The sequence below is a fragment of the Amycolatopsis sp. Hca4 genome, assembly GCF_013364075.1.
Classification (GTDB): domain Bacteria; phylum Actinomycetota; class Actinomycetes; order Mycobacteriales; family Pseudonocardiaceae; genus Amycolatopsis.
Genome location: NZ_CP054925.1, coordinates 1,196,765 through 1,213,745 on the forward strand (window position 1 = coordinate 1,196,765; position 16,981 = coordinate 1,213,745).

The following is a 16,981-nucleotide window of genomic DNA, read 5'->3' on the forward strand; positions in this document are numbered from 1 at the left end:
TCCTCCCAGCGGCAGGCAAACCCGCCTGGAGCCTAGCGGCGCGATCATGCGACCAACGTCGGTAATCCGGATTCTGAAACGTTTCAGATCGTGCTAGGCTCACACTTCTCAGCGAGGGGGTCCGGTGGTCGGCATCAAGGACGTCGCCAAGCGCGCGGGCGTCTCGATCGGCACGGTGTCCAATGTGGTCAACCGGCCGCACGTCGTCGCGGCCGCGACGCGCAGCCGCGTGCTTTCGGTGATCGAAGAGCTCGGCTACGTGCGGGACGAGTCGGCGCGTCAGCTGCGGGCCGGGCGCAGCCGCGTCATGGGGCTGCTCGTGCTCGACCTCGGGAACCCCTTCTTCGTCGACGTCGCCCGCGGGGCCGAGCAGGCCGCGCACGCCGAGGGCCTCAACATCATCACCTGCAACAGCGGGCAGCGGTCCGAGCTGGAGGCGTCGTACCTGGCGATGTTCGCCGAGCAGCGGGTCCGCGGAGTGCTGCTGAGCCCGGTCTCGACGTCGGGCGAAGCCTTGCGGACGTTCCGGCGCACCGGCACGCCGTACGTCTTCGTCGACCGCAAGGCCCCGGCGTCCGAGGCGAGCTCCGTGTCGGTCGACGACGTCGCCGGCGGCGAGCTCGGCGGCCGGCACCTGCTGGAGACGGGGCACCGGCGGATCGCGTTCGTCAACGGCCCCGCGATCCTCGCCCAGTGCCGCGACCGCGAACAGGGGCTGCGCAACGCGCTGGCCGGTTCCGGCGCGGAGCTGACGGTGCTGGAAGCCATCGGCCTCGACGTCGCTTCGGGCCGTGACGCGGGCGCCCGCCTGCTCGGCGCGAGCCCCCGCCCGACGGCGGTGTTCTGCGCGAACGACCTGCTCGCTCTCGGCGTGCTGCAGGCGATGGTCGGCGCGGGCGTGCGCGTCCCGGACGAGATGGCGATCGTCGGCTACGACGACATCGAGTTCGCGGGCGCGGCGGCGGTCCCGCTGACGTCGGTCCGCCAGCCCGCCCGCCGCCTCGGCCGCACGGCCGCGGAGCTGCTCCTGGCGGAGACGTCGGACACGAAACCGGAACGTCAGGCGGTGGTCTTCACCCCGGAGCTCGTCGTCCGCGAGTCGACGCGCGTGCGCCGCTGACGGCTCAGGTGGTGAACAGCCGGTAGTTCAAGACGATGTAGTTGGGCACCTGCACGTCGTTGCAGCCGACCCAGCCGACCTTGCCGTCGGAGGTCCGCATGCAGAACTGGTATCCGGCGACCAGCATGACCTGCCCGCCCGGCGCGGGTTTGTCGTTGGCCACCACTCTGGGGCAAGCGGTGCTCGCCGCCTTTTCGCCGCCGCTGTAGGAGTACGCCGCGGACCGGTTGACCGTGACCCAGACACCCGAGTAGAAGAGGTCGATGTCGCCGTTGGGGCCGCTGGTGTCGACCGCGTGGGGATCGGCCACGTCGACGTCGACCCCGGTTCCGGCCTCCAGGCGCACCTGGGCGGACACGTCGCTCGTCTGCGCCACGCCGGTCGACGCGGGCGGGACACCCTGTCCCGGCGGGGTGGCCGTGACGGTCACCGTCCGCGGCGGGACGGCCGCGGTGCCCTGGTCGTTGCCGACCTTGTACGCCGCGAACACGCCGCCGATCAACGCGGCGATGACCGTGGCCAGTGCGGTGACCAGCGTGCCGCGGCGGTTGATGCGCGCCGCCTCGACCGCCGACCGGTCGACCTGACCGCCTTGATTTGCTGCGCCCGACATGGATGATGAGTCTCCGATTGGCTCCGGAGCGTTACGACGGCCGTCTCGGAACTTCTGCCCTTCGCCCGCCGCTAAATCGGTTGGAATTCACCGGTGCGTTCGGCAAGCTCGGGGCCATGGCGTCGAGGTGGGTGCGGCTGCAGGCCGTCGCGGTGTCCGGTTCGGCCGCCGAAGGGCTGCTCCTGGCCGCCATTCCCTTGCTCGCCGTCTCCGTCACCACCGATCCGCGGGAAGTGTCGCTGATCAACGTCGTCGGGGAAGCCCCCTGGCTGCTGCTGTCGCTGTTCGCCGGGGTGGTCATCGACCGGGTGCGCCGGACCACCGTGCTGGCCTGGGCCTACGCCGTGCTCGGCGCGGCCGCCGTCGTTCTCGCGGCCGTGGCCTCCGCCGGGGTGCTGAGCCTGCCCGTGCTGCTGGTGGTCGCCTTCGTCGTCACCTCGGCGCGGGTGCTCGGGGACGGTGCCAGCGGGGCGCTCGTCCCGGAGGTCGTCGGCCACGAGCGGCTCGCCCACGCCAACGCGCGGCTCACCGTGATCGACCAGGGGGTCGTGCGGTTCGTCGTGCCGCCGCTGACCGGGTTCCTGGTCGCGGTGAGCGGCGGGGCACCCGCCTGGCTGGCCGTGGCCTGCGCACTCGTCGCGCTCGTGCTGGCGCGCCGGATTCCCTCGCAGTCCGTCGTGGCGGCCACGACGCACCCGCTGCGGGACCTCTCCGGCGGCCTGCGGCACCTGGTGCGGACGCCGCTGCTGCGGTCGATCACCACCAACGTCGCGCTCGGCTCGTTCGCCGCGAGCGCCGGGAACTCGATGTTCGTGCTCTACGCGACGCAGGTGCTGCACGTCGGCCCGGTCGGCTACGGCCTGCTGCTGGCCTGCCTGGCCGTCGGCTGGGTCGCTTCCTCGTTCGTGGTGCAGAAGATCGTGGACCGGCTCGGCTACTCGTGGTCGATGCGGCTGTCGCAGAGCCTCGGTGCCGTGGTGACGCTGCTGATCGCGATCGTCCCGCCGTGGCCACCGCTGGTGGGCGTCGTGCTGGTCTCGCTGACGGCGACCGTGCTGATCTGGAACGTCTGCTCGCAGTCGAGCCGCCAGCGCTTCACGCCGGCGCCGCTGCTGGGCCGGGTGCTCACCAGCCACCGCGCGCTGGCCTGGGGCCTGACTCCGCTGGGCGCGCTGGCCGGCGGCCTGGTCGCCGCGCACTGGGGCCTGCGCGCGGTCTGGGTGATGGCCGCGGGCATCCAGGCGATCAGCGCGGTCCTCGTCTGGTTCCAGCTCTCCCCCGCGGCCTTCCGGCGGACCGAAGAACTCGCCGCCGCCCGGGCTTGATACCGGGTGGTGTGCCGGGTCGGGGCACCGGCACACCACCCGGACGACTAACCGCCCAGTGCCAGCGCCACCGCGCCCAGCAGCGCCGCGTCCTGGTCGAAGCGGGCCGCCACAAGCTCGGGCGGGAACGGCACCGCGTGCGCGAGCCGGTCCGCCAGCGCCGGCAGCAGCACGTCCGCCGAGCGCACGAGCCCGCCGCCGACCGCGATGCGCTGCGGGTCCAGGGCGATCGCCAGGTTGGCCACGTGCATCGAGAGCTCGTCGAGCGCCGCCGTGACCAGCTCCTTGGCCTCGACGTTCTCCTTGGCCAGCGCGAACAGCTCCCCGGCGGTGACCGGGCGGCCGAGCAGTTCGCTCGCCCGGCCGCCCAGCCCACGCCCACCGACGGCTTCCTCGAGCGGCGCCGCTCCGCTCGCGAAACCCTCGGTGTCCTGCGGCGAGAGCAGGTTGTACCCGATCTCGCCGGCAGCTCCGTTGGCGCCGGTCAGCACCCGGCCGCCGATCAGCACCGCGGCCGCGATGCCGGTGCCCAGCGACAGGAACACAGCGGGGTCGGCCCCGGCCAGCGCGCCCCAGCGCCACTCCGCCAGCGCCGCCGCCTTCGCGTCCGTGCCGACCGAAATCGACACACCAGGGAACTCGGCGGCCACCAGCTCGGCCAGCCGCAGCTGTTCCCACCCCGGCACGTTCGGTGCGAGCAGGATGCGGTCCGGCAGCACGATCCCCGGGCTGACGACGCCGACGCACGCGGCCGTCGCGCCTCGTCGGCCAGGAGGGACCTGGCCGCGGCGAGCGCGCGCACCACCACCTGCTCGGCCCCCGCCTGCGCGTCGGTGTCCAGCCGGCGCGTCGCCAGCAAGGTGCCGTCGCGATCGGCGAGTCCCAGCGCCACCTTGGTGCCGCCGAAGTCGATCCCGAGAATCCGATCCCCGCTCACGCGTGGGCCCCTCCCGTCCCCTGCACCACGATCCGGCCGGTGTTGAACCCGTCGACGCTGATCACCGGCGCCGCACCGCGCAGGTCCGCGGCCCGGTAGGTGACGGTCAGCGTCTGCGACTGGCCCGGCCAGAGCGTGATGTCGTTGTCGTCCCAGGTCGCGTTCGCGAGCTGGTTGTCCCCCGGCGCTTCCCGCCCGTCCGGCGTGCCGCGGCGGACGTCGGCCCGCAGGAAGAACGCCGCACCCGGCGTCTTCGCGGTGTTGGTCACCGTCACCGTGGTGACGAGTTCACCACCCTGCGCGCGGGTCGAGGCCACCGCGCCGACCTGCGACTTCGGCAGGTTCTGCAGCGCCTGCAGGTTGCTGTACTGCGAGAGCGTCGCCTGCGGGTTGCCCAGCGTCTTGGCCCAGTCGACGACGTCCTTCTGCGTCGAGAGCCAGTAGACGTTCCGGTCGACGACCTTCCCGCCCTGCTTCACCTGCAGTTCGACGAAGTAGACCTGCGCGGGCGCCGGTGCCTTCGTCTCGGCCGGAACCTTCGGCTTCAGGACGCCCGTGCGCACACCCTGCGAACCCAGGGAGATCCCCGAAGCAGTCTGGTCGTCGAGCACCTTGCCGGCGGTGTCGAGCACGCGGGCCTGCACCGAAAGCCCGGACTGCGTGGCCGCTCCGAGGTTGTCCAGGGTGACGGACCCGTTGTCGTAGCCGTAGAGCGCGTGCAGCGGCTTGTTCGCCTTCTGGGCGCCGAAGTACGCGCCCGGCTGGTCGCCGTCGTCGTTGTAGAGCGACCACAGCAGCGTCGGCCAGCCCTTGTTCAGCTGCCAGTAGACGACGCCGGTGGACGGGTTCGCCTTGTCCGTCGAGTGGTGCAGGAACGCCTCGAACTGCGAGCGGGTGTTCTCGTAGTTCGCGATGTTCGCCAGGTCCACATAGGACTTCAGCGACGACCACCTGCCGTACCGCTGCAGGATGGACTGGTCCAGCGTGTACAGCGTGCCGAAGGCGTAACCGCCGTGGTCGGGCTCGAAGTTGGCGTGGTACTGGTTGTACGCCGGGTCCTGCCACAGCTTCGCCTGCTCGGCAGGCGAGAGGAACCGCTTGATCGAATCGAGCGTCGGCACGGTGTGCCCGGCGCTCTGCTCGCTCGCGAAGCCCCACGCGCCACCCGCGTTGGTGCGGCTGTCGTCGGAAGCGTCGAAGTGCGAGCTGTCGTACCAGTAGGACGGCGGGACCCAGTCGTACGGGCCCTCCTTCTCCCCCGAGTTGCCCAGCGTCGGCGTGCTCTTGTACTCCGCCGAGGCGATCACCGGGACCTGGAAGTCCTCCTGCCGGAACGCGGTGAGGACGGCCTGCTCCTGGTTCGGGAACGGCTCGTTGTCGCTCCAGCCGTAGTTGAACACGCTGGGGTGGTTGCGTTCGCGCTGCGCGATGCTCACCGAGGAGTCGCGGATGATCCGCAGGTCGCGCTCGCCGAGCTGCTCGGCGGTGTCGGGCTGCCAGGCGTCGCAGCAGAGGAACCCGCCGATCACCAGCAGGCCGGCGCGGTCGGCCTGGTCGTAGAAGTCCTGCGGCATGTCATGGCCTTCGAGCCGGACGCCGGACAGGCCCAGGTTCTTGATCAGCGCGAGCTGGTGCGCGGTGTCGGCCTTGTCGTAGCGCAGGAACAGGTCCGGCGCGAAGCCGCCGCCGCGGAAGACGAAGTCCTTGCCGTTGATGGTGAACTGCCGCGCGCCCTCCGGCAGCGGCGCGGACTTCCCGACCAGTCGCGAGGTCACCGTGCGGATGCCGAAGGTGCTCTTCGACGACGTCGACAGTGCGCCGTCCTGCGAGACCGCGGTGGTCAGGGTGTACAGCGGCTGGTCGCCCATCGAGTACGGCCACCACACCTTCGGGTGGTCGATCTTCACCGGCGCGAGCGAAACCGTCCGCTTGGTGTTCGCCGGGATCGTCACGCGCTGCTTGACGACGATCGGCGCGCCCGAGGGCGGGATGATCGTCGCGGCGACGTCGCCGGTCTGCGCGGTGGCCGCGTTGTTGGTGACGTCGAGCTTCACCGTCAGCTTCGAACTGGACAGGTCGGGCGCGTTGTCCTGGACGACGTGGGCGTTCTCGCCGGTCAGCGCGTCGGAGACCTGCAGGGTCGGCGGGAACTGGATGCCGGTGTCGTTGTCCGGCGGGATCTGGCTCCAGTCGACCTGGTCGAGCGTGTACATCTTCAGCGGGTTGTTCGGGTAGACCTTGATCGCCAGGGTGTTGCGGCCCGGCTTCACCAGCTTCGTGACGTCGAAGGTGTGGCCGGCGAACGCACCGCTGACGACGTCCTTCGTGGCGACGAGCGAGCCGTTCACCCAGACGTCGCCCTCACCGACGATGCCCGGGATGGTCAGCTTCGCGTGCTGGCCCGGCCGGATGCCGGGGTGAAGTCGGTGCGGTACCACCAGGGGTCGGAGAACGGCTTCGTGACGACGGGTCCGAGCTTGTCGACGTACCCGAAGCACTTGCGCATGTTGTCCGAGAAGAAGACGTCCGGGCACTTGCCGTTCTGGACCAGTGCGGTGATCTCGGTGCCGGGCGCGCCGGCGTCGTCCGGCTTCACCGGCAGCCAGCCGCGGGTGGCGTACCCGGGCGTGGAGACCTTCTCGCCGCCGTCCTTGACGCTCGCCGTGGTCAGCACCTGCCAGCCCTGCAGGCCGATCGTGGTGAGCCCGTGCGGCTGTGCGAAATCCTGCTGGGCGAGGTCCGGCTGCGCGGACGCCGGCGCGGCCACGCTCAGCACGCCGGGCACGAGCAGCAGCGCGGCGAGCACCGCGAGCTTGCGGGTCATGCCTGAACCCCTTCCGGTTCGGTGGCGAAGGCTTCCTTGATCTCCTTGGGCCCGAACGGCCACGTGTGCTCGGCCTTGGCGTAGACGAGGTAGGCGATCGCGCCGACGGCGATCCAGCCCAGCGACAGCCAGATGGACAGCCACTCGGCCGACTTGTAGATGTACACCCAGCCGATGAGCGCGATGATCGTCGGCACGGGGTAGAGCCACTGCCGGTACGGCCGCCTCAGGTTCGGCTGACGGCGGCGGAGCACGACGATCGCGGCGACCTGGGCCAGCGACTGGATGATGACCAGCGTCGCGACCGCGGCGTTGATCACCTCGGTCAAGGTGAACAGCGAGCCGACGATCGTGATGGCGCCCATGGTGAGCACGCCCGCGGTCGGCAGGTGCAGCTTCGGGTGCAGTTTGCCGAAGACCGGCAGGAACACCTTGTCGCGCGCGGCTTCGAACGGCACGCGCGAGCCGCCGAGCAGCCCGGCGAACACCGACCCGATGGCGGCGATGACGATCAGCACGGTGACGGTCTTGGCGACCCCGGTGCCCCACACCTGTTCCAGCACCGACGACGCCACCGACTTCGCGTCCTTCAGCTGCTCCAGCGGGATCGAACCGAGCACGCCGACCTGCAGGAGGAAGTACAGGCCCATGATGCCGAGGATGGAGAAGATGATCGAGCGCGGCAGCGTGCGGCCCGGGTCGCGGACCTCGCCGCCGAGGTAGGCGGAGGTGTTGTAGCCGAGGTAGTCGTAGATGGCGATGATCAGGCCTGCACCGAGGCCGCCCCAGAACGTGCCGGTGCCGGCCGAGCTGAACGCGCCCGGGGTGAAGGCGAACGCCTGCGCCCCGCTGAAGTGCGAGAAGGCCGCCACGATCGTCGTCAGCACCGCGACCAGCATGACCACGAACAGGACCGTCGTGAGCTGGGAGATCTGGCCGATCTTCCGGAACAGGGCCAGGATGATCACCAGGGTGATGCCGACGCCGATGATCTTGCCCAGCGGGGTCGTGCCCGCGTCGTCGGTGACGCCCGGGATCAGGTAGCCGAGGTACTGGACGAGCCCGATGATGCCGGTCGACATGATCAGCGGGATGAACAGCACCGCGCTCCAGACGAACAGGAACGGCATCAGGCGCCCGGTCCGGTACTGGAACGCTTCGCGCAGGTAGAGGTACGTGCCGCCGGCGCCCGGCATCGCGGCGCCGAGTTCGGCCCAGATCAGCCCGTCGGCCAGCGCGACGATCGCCCCGATGATCCAGCCGAACATCGCCTGCGGGCCGCCCATGGTGGCGACCATGGCGGGGATCGTGACGAACGGGCCGATCCCGCACATCTGGGTCATGTTGATCGCGGTGGCCTGCAGCGGGCCGATCTTGCGTTCCAGGGCGGGCGGCTCCCCGGAACGAGTGGGTGAACTCACGACGTGCCTCCGACTAGTAGTTAGTAAAGTTTCTTAACATAGAACGCCGCGGGCCGGAAGGGTCCGCGGATAAACATGCGGCAACTCAGGAGGACGCGTGGGACGAAACGGGCCGCAAGTCGGGACCCCGGCGCACATGCGGGCGCTGAACCAGCGCCTGGTGCTGGACCGGCTGCGCGCGCACGGCGAAGCCACGCGGCCCCGGATCGCCGCCGACACCGGGCTGTCCAAACCCACGGTGGGCCAGGCCCTGCTCGACCTGGAGCAGCACGGGCTGGTCCGGACCACCGGCCGCAGCCTGGCCGGACCGGGCCGTGCGGCGGTCGTCTACCAGGCCGCACCGGACGCCGGGCACGTCGTCGGCGTCGACATCGGGCGGCGGGCGATCCGGATCGCCGTCGCCGACCTGGAAGGCAGCATCGTCGCGCGGCTCGACGAGCCCAACCGGTGCCGGTCGGCGAGCGCGCTGGTGCGCACGGTGAGCGAATCCGTCGAACGCGCGGTCGCCGCGGCCGGCCTGAGCCGCAGCGATGTCGTCTCGACGGTGGTCGGCACGCCCGGCGTCCCCGACCCGGCGACCGGCACGGTGCACCGCGCGCCCAACCTGCCGGGCTGGGAGCGGCGCGGGCTGCTGCACGAGCTCGTCTCGGCGCTGGCCGGCGCGGGCTCGGACGTGGTGGTGGAGAACGACGCGAACCTGTGCGCGGTCGGCGAGCACGCCCTCGGTGCGGCGCTGGGCGTGGACGTGCTGGTGTGCCTGACGGTCGGCACCGGGATCGGCATGGGCCTGCTGATGGACGGCAGGCTGTTCCGCGGCGCCCACGGCGCGGCCGGCGAGATCGCGGACCTGCCGTTCGACCCGCGGCCGTCCGGCACGGGCGCGCGGCGCCCCGGCCCGGTCGAGACGGCGGCGGCGGGCCAGGCGGTGCTGGCCGCGGCCCGCGCCCGCGGGCTGACGAAGGCGCGCTCGGCGAAGGACGTGTTCCGGCTGGCCCGCGCGGGCGACGAGCGGGCGCTCGGCGTGGTCGAGGAGGAAGCGGAGAAGCTCGCGTACGTGGTCGCGGCGGTGACGGCGGTCCTGGACCCCCGCCTGATCGTGCTCGGGGGCGGCATCGGCGGCAACACGGACCTGCTGGCCGGGCCGATGCGCCGCGCCCTGGCCGCGACGACGCCGGTGGTCCCGGAGATCGTGGCGGGCCAGCTGGGCGAGGACGCGGTGCTGGCGGGAGCGATCGCCACGGCGCTGAGCACGGCCCACGAGCTGGTGTTCGACCGCCGGGGCCTCGGCCGCGCCGCCGGGGACGCCTGACCGCGGTGTCCATAGTGGACTAGTCGGACGGGCCCCGCAGGGTCAGCACCACCCGCAGCACGTACTCGACCGCCGCCGGGAAGGCGGCGCCGCGGAGTTCGCCGCGGTCGGCCAGGTTCCGGGCGGCGAACTCCAGCTCCCGCTCGGGCCCGCCGCGCCGCACCAGCAGCGCGGCGATCTCTTCGAACTCGAGATCCGGGTGGTCCATGCGCGTCAGGGCGAACTCGATGATCAGTTCCTCGGCCGTCACGTCCGCCTCCTTCCGCTGCTTCCAGCGTACCGGCGAACAGGGCCGAACGGCCCTGTCCGGGTCCTGTCTTTCCCGGGACCGGTGGGGACCTCCGGCCCGACACGCCGACCGGGGCGCCGACGACATCTCCCGTGTCGGCACTCCCCCACTCCCCCCGGACGGTGACTGGAATGTTCAGCGTGGCGCCGTGTACGTCCACCGCGACCCGGCAGGCGAAACGACTCGCCCGGCGCGCCGAAGAGCTCGTTCAGCGGACGTTGACCGGCGTGGGTGCCCGGCAGTCCGAGAGCCGGATCGCGACCGATGCCCAGGCGTACTGGCGCAAGCCCGCCGGCGACCGGTGGCTCGCGAACTCCCACTGGCGGGACGCGTCGGTGTTCCGGGACAACGACCTGTGGTCGCGCATCGGCCGGGAGCACCTCGAACTGTTCGAACGCGGCGCGAAGATGGCCGGCTTCACCCGGCCGTGGAACCGGATCGTCGACTGGGGCTGCGGCGGCGGTGCGAACGCCGTGGCGTTCGCACCGCACGCACGGGAGTACGTCGGCGTCGACATCTCGGCGGACACGTTGCGCGAATGCGAGCGGGAGGTCGCCGCCACGTGCGACACGCCGTTCACGCCGGTCTCGATCGACGTCGAGGCGCCCGAAGCGGCGCTGGCGCGGATCGGCGAACCCTGCGACGTCTTCCTCAGCTTCTACGTCTTCGAGCTGATCCCGACCCCGGAGTACGGCGAGCGCCTGCTCCGCATCGCTTCGCGGCTGCTCGCCCCGGGCGGGCTGGCCCTGATCCAGATCAAGTACGACACGGGCAGCTGGTGGACCCGGCCGCGCCGCCGCGGCTACCGGTCCGGGCTCGCCGAGATGACGACCTACCCGATCGCCGCGTTCTGGGAGCTCGCGTCGCGCTGCGGCCTGACGCCGGCCGCCGTCCAGCTCGTGCCCCGCAACGAGCTCGACAAGCACTACGCCTACTTCTTCCTGTCGAAGGCCTGAACCCGGCGGGTGGGCAGCGTCACCAGGCTTACTATACCGTCCAGACGGTATAGTAAGCCGCATGACCGCCCTCCTCCCGACTTCCGCACGTCCGTTGAGCCCCCGGCGCCGCTGGGCCGCGCTGGGCGTGCTCGTCGGCGCCGTGCTGCTGCTCGCGGTCGACGGCACCGTGCTGTACCTGGCCGTGCCGTCGCTCACCCGCGAGCTCGCGCCGACCGCCACCGAGATCCTCTGGATCGGCGACGTCTACTCGCTCGCACTGGCCGGGCTGCTCGTCACCGCCGGCAACCTCGCCGACCGCTTCGGCCGCAAGAAGGTGCTGCTCCTCGGGACAGCGGCGTTCGGGCTCGCCTCCGCGCTGGCCGCCTTCTCCCCCACCGCCGGCGTGCTCGTCGTCGCGCGGCTGCTGCTCGGCGTCGCCGGTGCGACGATCATGCCCTCGACGCTGTCGCTGATCCGGACCCTGTTCGCCGACCCGCGCGAGCGCACCCGCGCCATCGCCATCTGGTCGGCGGGGTCCGGCGGCGGTATCGCGCTCGGCCCGCTGGTCGGCGGCACCCTGCTGGAGCACTACTGGTGGGGCTCGGTGTTCCTGATCAATGTCCCGATCGTCGTCGTCTTCCTGATCGCCGGTGCCTGGCTGCTGCCGGAGTCGCGCGACCCGAACCCGGGCCGGTTCGACCTGCTCTCGGCCGGGCTGTCGCTGGCCGCGATCGTTCCGCTGGTCTACGCGGTCAAGCACGCCGTCAGCTCGGGTCCCGACCTGCAAGTGGCGATCGCGGCCGCAGTGGGACTGGGGTCCGGCGTCCTGTTCGTCCGCCGCCAGCGGCGGGCCGAGGCGCCGCTGATCGACGTCACGCTGTTCCGCAACGGGGCGTTCAGCGGTGCCGTCCTGGCGAACTTCATCGCGGTCTTCGCGCTGATGGGCCTGCTGTTCTTCTTCTCGCAGTACCTGCAGCTGGTCCGCGGCTTCTCGCCGCTGCAGGCCGGGTTCGCGGAGATGCCGGCGACGCTCGCCTCGATCGCCGTCGTGGCCGCCGTCGGCGTGGTCGCCGGACGGCTCGGGCGGGGCGGGCCGTCGCGGCCGGGCTCGCCGTCGCCGCACTCGGCCTCGCGCTGGTGTCGCTCGCCGAACGGGCACCGCAGTACTGGTGGCTGGGCCTGACGCTGGTGCCGGTCGGGCTCGGCGTCGGGCTGGCGCTGACGCTGACCGTCGATTCGGTGCTGTCCGCGGTCCCGCGGGACAAGGCCGGCTCGGCGTCGGCGATCTCCGAGACCGCCTACGAACTCGGGGCGGCGCTGGGCATCGCGATCCTCGGCTCGGTGGTGAACCTGGTCTACCGGGCGTCCCTCCCGGCGGGCCCGCTCCCGGACCAGGTCCGCGACTCCCTCGCCGGGGCCGCGAGCGTGCTGGACCCGGCTTCGGAACTCGCCGGCGCCGCCCGGGAAGCGTTCACCGGCGCGATGCAGGTGACGTCGCTGGCGGCGGCGGCCGTCACCGCCGTCGCCGCGGTGATCGCCTGGCGTAGCATTCCGTCCGGAAAGGACTGAGCATGCCACGCAAGGCCGGGCGCGGCCCGGAAGAGACGCGCCGCGCGCTGCTCGACGCCGCCGCGACGGTCATCCGCACCCGCGGCGTGTCCGCTTCCCTCGACGACATCGCGCGCGCGGCCGGCGTGTCGAAAGGCGGGCTGCTGTACCACTTCCCGGCCAAGGACGCGCTGGTGCGCACGCTCGCCCAGGACCTGCTGGACGAGTTCCGCACCGAGGTGCAGGCCGCGCTCGACCCGGCGGACACCGAGCCCGGACGGCTGACGCGCGCGTACGTCCGGGCGTCCCTCGACACCTCGCAGGACGAGGTCGCGATCCGCGAGAACATCGCGCTCATCGCGCAGCTGATCTCGATCCCCGAGATCGCCGACCTCGCCCGCGCGGACGCGCAGAGGTGGGAGCGCGACCTCCACGACGACGGCCTGCCGGCCGAGGTGGTCACCTTGGTGATCGCCGCGGCCGACGGCGCGAGCACGGCGCCGCTGTGGGGTGTGGGCATCGACGTGACGGCCGCGCGGAAGCTGGAGCAGCAGCTGCTCGCCCTCACCCGCCGGTGATCCGGACGGCGTGACCCCGGCGGAGTCAACCCGACTTTGGTGTTGGGAAATCACCAGTTGCCGGGCCCTACGTTAGTCGGCTCCGGCGAACGTGTCTTCCGGGTAAATTTTCGACAGCGCGCGCAATTCCGGCAAATCCCCGTCCCCTCCGAGGAGTCTTCCGATGTCGAGGAAGTTCGCCCTGGCCGGCGCCGTTGCGCTCGCCCTGACCGTGACCCCGCTCGCCGCGGGGACCGCGTCGGCCGCCACCGAGCAGGAAGCGGCCGTCACGACGGTCTACTACAGCACCGCCAGCGCACCGACGTTCCGCTCGGTGATCAACGCCGGTGCCGCCAACTGGAACAACAGCGTCACCAACGTCCGCCTGGTCGAGCGCAACTCGGGCGCCAGCCTGCGCTACACCGAGGGCAACGACCCCCGCGGTTCGTACGCCTCGACCAACGGCCACGGCAGCGGCACCATCTTCATCGACTACACCCAGGCCCGCCAGTACAACCCGACCCGCATCGCGGCGCACGAGACCGGGCACGCCCTCGGGCTGCCCGACCACTACTCGGGCCCGTGCTCCGAGCTGATGTCGGGTGGCGGCCCGGCACGTCGTGCACCAACGCCTTCCCGAACTCGACCGAGCGCAGCCGGGTCAACCAGCTGTGGGCCAACGGCCTCGTGGCGACCAACGCCGAGCGCGTGTACGAGACGATCTACGGCTTCTGAGCCGGAACCACTGAGCTGTGGCCCGGGCGGACGCGCCCGGGCCACAGCCCTGTCCGGGGCCGCCTCGGTGATCATCCCGATGTGGCGGAGCGCGGCCGTCAATACGGTCGAACCATGCGAAAACGACTCGTCGCCGGACTCACCGGCGTTCTGCTCCTGACCGCGCTCCCCGTCTCCGCCGCCGCGGCCACCGGGCTCGCGTTGCCCGCTCCCACCGGACCGTTCGCCGTCGGCAGCGTCGATCTGCACCTCGTCGACCACGCGCGGCCGGACCCCTGGGTCGCCGGGAAGGCCCGGGAACTCATGGTGACTGTCCGGTATCCCGCCCGCTCCGGCGGTGGCCCGAGGGTGCCGTACCAAGCGCCGGGAGCCGCGGCCGTCCTCGCCGCCGAAGACGCTCGGCAGCTCGGCATCGCCGCCGACCGGGTCCGCTACACCTTCCCCACCCACGCCCGCGCGGGCGTTCCCGCGGCCGGCGGGCGGCGGCCGGTCGTGCTGTACTCGCCCGGCGCCAAGTACCCGCGCTCGGTCGGGACCGCGCAGCTGGAGCAGCTGGCCGGCGAGGGCTACCTGACGGTGGCGATCGACCACACCCACGAGCCGGCCGCCGTGGAGTTCCCCGGCGGCCGCGTCGAACGGCAGGTGCTGCCCACCGGCCCGGATGCCGGACGCCGGCTGATCGCCACGCGCGTGGCCGACACCCGGCTCGTCCTCGACGCACTGGAAACCCTGGCCCGCGGCGGGAATCCGGACGCCGAGCACCGCGCGCTCCCGGCCGGGCTGGCCCCGGACGTCTCCCGCATCGGCATGTTCGGCCACTCCGCGGGCGGGTTCACCACCGCCGAGACGATGGTGTCGGACGCCCGCGTGGCCGCCGGGGCCGACCTCGACGGCAGCATGGCCTACTCCCAGTCGGCCCGCGAGTTCGGCCGCGCCGCCGACGAAGGGCTCGACCAGCCGTTCCTGCTGCTGAGCGCGGGCAACCACAACGCGGCGTCCGATCCGTCGTGGCAGGAGTTCCTGGCCCACCAGCGCGGGCCGGTGCGCACACAGCACCTGCCGGACGGCGAGCACTTCAGCTACACCGACTACCAGGTGCTCCTCCCCCGCCTCGGCCTCGCCCCGGCGGCGATCGCGCCGTTCGTCGGGACCGTCGACCCGGACCGAAGCGTGACCGGCCAGCGAGCAACCCTCGGCGCGTTCTTCGACCGCTATCTCGAACCGGACTGCTGACCCGCGCTAGTAAGTTAGCTTGCTAGCATGCTAGCCTCGGCTCGTGGGCGATGAAGACGTCAAGCAGTTCAACGTGTACCTGCCGATCGGGCTGATCCGGCAGGTCAAGCTCCGCGCCGTCGAAACCGAACAGTCGCTTTCGGCGCTCGTCGCCGCCGCGCTGCGCGCCTACCTCGAGACCGATTCCGAAGAGGAGCACTGACATGACGACCGAGGGCATCGAGGCGATGTACCTGGAAACGCACAACTGGGGCAAGGCGGCCAAGTTCTTCCAGGCGCTGGGCTACGAGATCGACTTCGCGACCGACCACAACTCCGGGCAGCTGCGCAACGGCGACGGTCCCTGGCTGTTCATCGCCGAGGTGCCCGAAACCCAGGAACCGCGGACGCAGATCGTGTTCAAGGTCCCGGACGCGGAGAAGTTCGAGGCCGGCGACGTCGTCGAGGTGGTCACTCCGTTCGAAGAGACCCACTTCGGCACCAGGGAAATGACCGTCCGCGACCCGGACGGGCGGACGTGGACGCTGTCGGCTCCGGGTGCGGCCTGACGTGGCCGCGCCGGACAGCACGGCGGTGCGGACCGCGCTGTGGCGGGCCCTGCACGTCGCCGTCGATCCGCCGCCGCACGTGTTCGCCGACGAGGTGGGCCTGCGGCTGGCCGATCCGGGCGAGGGCTGGCGGCACCGCGACGACATGGACCCGGCCACCGCCGGCCGCTACCGGGCCGGCATGGTCGCCCGGGCCCGGTTCGTCGAGGACCTCGTCGCCGAACAGGCGGCGCGCGGTGTCGGCCAGTACGTGATCCTCGGGGCCGGGCTGGACACCTTCGCCCAGCGCCGTCCGGAACTCGCGGGCCGCCTGCGGGTGTACGAAGTGGACCAACCCGGTCCGCAGGCGTGGAAACGCGCCCGGCTGGCCGAACTGGGCCTCGGCGTCCCGGACTGGCTGCACTTCGTGCCGGTCGACTTCGAGACGGCGTCGTGGTGGGACCGGCTCACGGCCGCGGGCTTCGCGCCGGGCGAACCGGCGGTCGTCGCCTCCACCGGCGTCAGCATGTACCTGACCGAGGCGGCGAACGCGGCCACACTGCGCCGGATCGCCGGGTTCGCCCCCGGTTCCACGCTGGCGATGACGTTCATGCTCCCGGCGGAGCTGCTCGGCGACGGCGAGCGCGCCCGGCACGAGGCCACGGCGAGCAAAGCCGCGGCCGCGGGGACGCCGTTCGTCAGCTCGTTCTCGCCGGCGGAAATGCTCGCGATGGCCCGGGAGGCCGGGTTCCGCGACGCCGTCCACGTGTCGGCCGCCGAGCTGGAATCGCGGTACTTCGCGGGCCGCGCGGACGGGCTCCGGATCGCCCGTGGCGAGGAGTTCCTCGTCGCCACCACGGGACCTACGGCCGGGGCTGCAGCTGCAGGTACGCCCGCAGCATCGTCTTGACCGGCTCCAGCAGCTCGGTGGCACCGTCGCCGCGGAACGCCTCCTGGATCACCGCGTCGGCGGCGAGGAACGCGGTGCGGCACGCCACCGCGGCCGGGTAGTCGTCGCGCAGCAGCTGCTGGGCGACCAGGATGCGGTGCACGCCGGTGGCCATCACGCGCTTGTGCGCGAGGTCGGCTTCCCGGGTTCCGTCGGTGAGGCCGCGGCCGAACCACAGCGCGCGGAACCCGGGTTCCGCGCGGTAGAGCCCGGCGAAGGCGTCGACGAGCAGGCCGACGGGATCCGCCCAGGTCTCCCGCGCCGCCTGCTCGGCGAACGAGTCCATCAGCTCTTCCAGCCGGGCGAGGTAGAGCTCGCCCAGCGCCTCGGCGATGGCGTCGCGGTCGGGCAGGTACTGGTACAGCGCCCCCACCGAGATCCCGGCCTCGGCGGCGACCCGGGTCGTCGTCAGCGCTTCGACGCCTTCCTCGCCGAGCAGGCGATCGGCGGCCGCGAGCACCTTGGCCACCTTCTCGCGCGAGCGCGCCTGGCGCGGCACGCGGCGCAGCCGGCTGTCGGTCATCCGCTCCCCAAAGCTGAACCTGACTTTTATTCGGATTAATCCTAACCCGAGCGGCGCCGAAAAGTCAGTCGCAGCACGTCCGCGCGGCGGTTTACCCTTCCGGTGCGGGAAACCCCGACGGCTCGGGTCCCCG

General features: G+C 71.8%; 13 protein-coding genes and 4 pseudogenes. 11 read left to right on the forward strand and 6 right to left on the reverse strand.

Going from position 1 to position 16,981, the window contains the following annotated elements:
* Positions 1–124: 124 nt before the first annotated feature.
* Positions 125–1,120, forward strand: coding sequence for a LacI family DNA-binding transcriptional regulator (locus tag HUT10_RS05105; protein ID WP_176170107.1), 996 nt, complete (start codon positions 125–127; stop codon positions 1,118–1,120).
* Positions 1,121–1,124: 4 nt separating this feature from the next.
* Here the strand turns inward: HUT10_RS05105 and HUT10_RS05110 are convergent, their stop codons facing one another.
* The gene (locus HUT10_RS05110) at positions 1,125–1,733 is read right to left on the reverse strand and encodes a hypothetical protein (protein WP_176170108.1); all 609 of its coding nucleotides are present in this window, start codon (positions 1,731–1,733) and stop codon (positions 1,125–1,127) included.
* A gap of 116 nt (positions 1,734–1,849) precedes the next feature.
* Here HUT10_RS05110 and HUT10_RS05115 point away from each other — a divergent pair, with 116 nt between their 5' ends.
* Complete coding sequence (locus HUT10_RS05115; RefSeq protein WP_176170109.1) at positions 1,850–3,058, forward strand: MFS transporter; 1,209 nt, start codon at positions 1,850–1,852, stop codon at positions 3,056–3,058.
* 47 nt (positions 3,059–3,105) lie between these two features.
* On the opposite strand, the pseudogene HUT10_RS05120 reads toward HUT10_RS05115, so the two are convergent.
* The 3 genes and pseudogenes from HUT10_RS05120 to HUT10_RS05130 all read right to left on the reverse strand — a co-directional run bounded on the left by HUT10_RS05120 (position 3,106) and on the right by HUT10_RS05130 (position 8,240).
* Positions 3,106–3,995, reverse strand: a pseudogene (locus HUT10_RS05120) (ROK family protein).
* Positions 3,992–6,819 (reverse strand): annotated as a pseudogene (locus HUT10_RS05125) (beta-mannosidase). The pseudogenes HUT10_RS05120 and HUT10_RS05125 overlap by 4 nt, the downstream one beginning before the upstream one ends.
* A complete protein-coding gene (locus HUT10_RS05130) occupies positions 6,816–8,240 on the reverse strand; it encodes an APC family permease (protein WP_176170110.1) in 1,425 nt (474 codons plus the stop codon). The pseudogene HUT10_RS05125 and the gene HUT10_RS05130 overlap by 4 nt, the downstream one beginning before the upstream one ends.
* A gap of 136 nt (positions 8,241–8,376) precedes the next feature.
* On the opposite strand from HUT10_RS05130, the gene HUT10_RS05135 reads away from it, so the two are divergent.
* Positions 8,377–9,549: an ROK family transcriptional regulator gene (locus tag HUT10_RS05135; RefSeq protein WP_176177678.1), complete on the forward strand. Its 1,173-nt coding sequence runs from the start codon at positions 8,377–8,379 to the stop codon at positions 9,547–9,549.
* Between the two features lie 19 nt (positions 9,550–9,568).
* Here the strand turns inward: HUT10_RS05135 and HUT10_RS05140 are convergent, their stop codons facing one another.
* The gene (locus HUT10_RS05140) at positions 9,569–9,799 is read right to left on the reverse strand and encodes a hypothetical protein (protein WP_176170111.1); all 231 of its coding nucleotides are present in this window, start codon (positions 9,797–9,799) and stop codon (positions 9,569–9,571) included.
* 170 nt (positions 9,800–9,969) lie between these two features.
* On the opposite strand from HUT10_RS05140, the gene HUT10_RS05145 reads away from it, so the two are divergent.
* From HUT10_RS05145 to HUT10_RS05180, 8 genes and pseudogenes are all read left to right on the forward strand, one after another.
* Positions 9,970–10,794, forward strand: coding sequence for a bifunctional 2-polyprenyl-6-hydroxyphenol methylase/3-demethylubiquinol 3-O-methyltransferase UbiG (locus HUT10_RS05145; protein WP_176170112.1), 825 nt, complete (start codon positions 9,970–9,972; stop codon positions 10,792–10,794).
* Positions 10,795–10,855: 61 nt separating this feature from the next.
* Positions 10,856–12,345 (forward strand): annotated as a pseudogene (locus HUT10_RS05150) (MFS transporter).
* A 2-nt stretch (positions 12,346–12,347) separates the two neighbouring features.
* Complete coding sequence (locus HUT10_RS05155) at positions 12,348–12,902, forward strand: TetR/AcrR family transcriptional regulator (RefSeq protein WP_176170113.1); 555 nt, start codon at positions 12,348–12,350, stop codon at positions 12,900–12,902.
* Positions 12,903–13,215: 313 nt separating this feature from the next.
* A pseudogene (locus tag HUT10_RS05160) lies at positions 13,216–13,616 on the forward strand (snapalysin family zinc-dependent metalloprotease).
* A gap of 114 nt (positions 13,617–13,730) precedes the next feature.
* Positions 13,731–14,849 (forward strand): alpha/beta hydrolase, encoded by a 1,119-nt coding sequence (locus HUT10_RS05165; RefSeq protein WP_254896688.1) that lies wholly within the window; start codon positions 13,731–13,733, stop codon positions 14,847–14,849.
* A 43-nt stretch (positions 14,850–14,892) separates the two neighbouring features.
* Positions 14,893–15,051, forward strand: a complete 159-nt coding sequence (locus tag HUT10_RS05170; RefSeq protein ID WP_176170114.1) for a CopG family transcriptional regulator — start codon at positions 14,893–14,895, stop codon at positions 15,049–15,051.
* 1 nt (position 15,052) lies between these two features.
* Complete coding sequence (locus HUT10_RS05175; RefSeq protein WP_176170115.1) at positions 15,053–15,397, forward strand: glyoxalase/bleomycin resistance/extradiol dioxygenase family protein; 345 nt, start codon at positions 15,053–15,055, stop codon at positions 15,395–15,397.
* A gap of 1 nt (position 15,398) precedes the next feature.
* Positions 15,399–16,286 (forward strand): class I SAM-dependent methyltransferase, encoded by an 888-nt coding sequence (locus HUT10_RS05180; protein WP_176170116.1) that lies wholly within the window; start codon positions 15,399–15,401, stop codon positions 16,284–16,286.
* Here the strand turns inward: HUT10_RS05180 and HUT10_RS05185 are convergent.
* Positions 16,240–16,848: a TetR/AcrR family transcriptional regulator gene (locus HUT10_RS05185; protein WP_176170117.1), complete on the reverse strand. Its 609-nt coding sequence runs from the start codon at positions 16,846–16,848 to the stop codon at positions 16,240–16,242. The two genes, HUT10_RS05180 and HUT10_RS05185, sit on opposite strands and share 47 nt — an antisense overlap.
* Positions 16,849–16,981 lie beyond the last annotated feature (133 nt).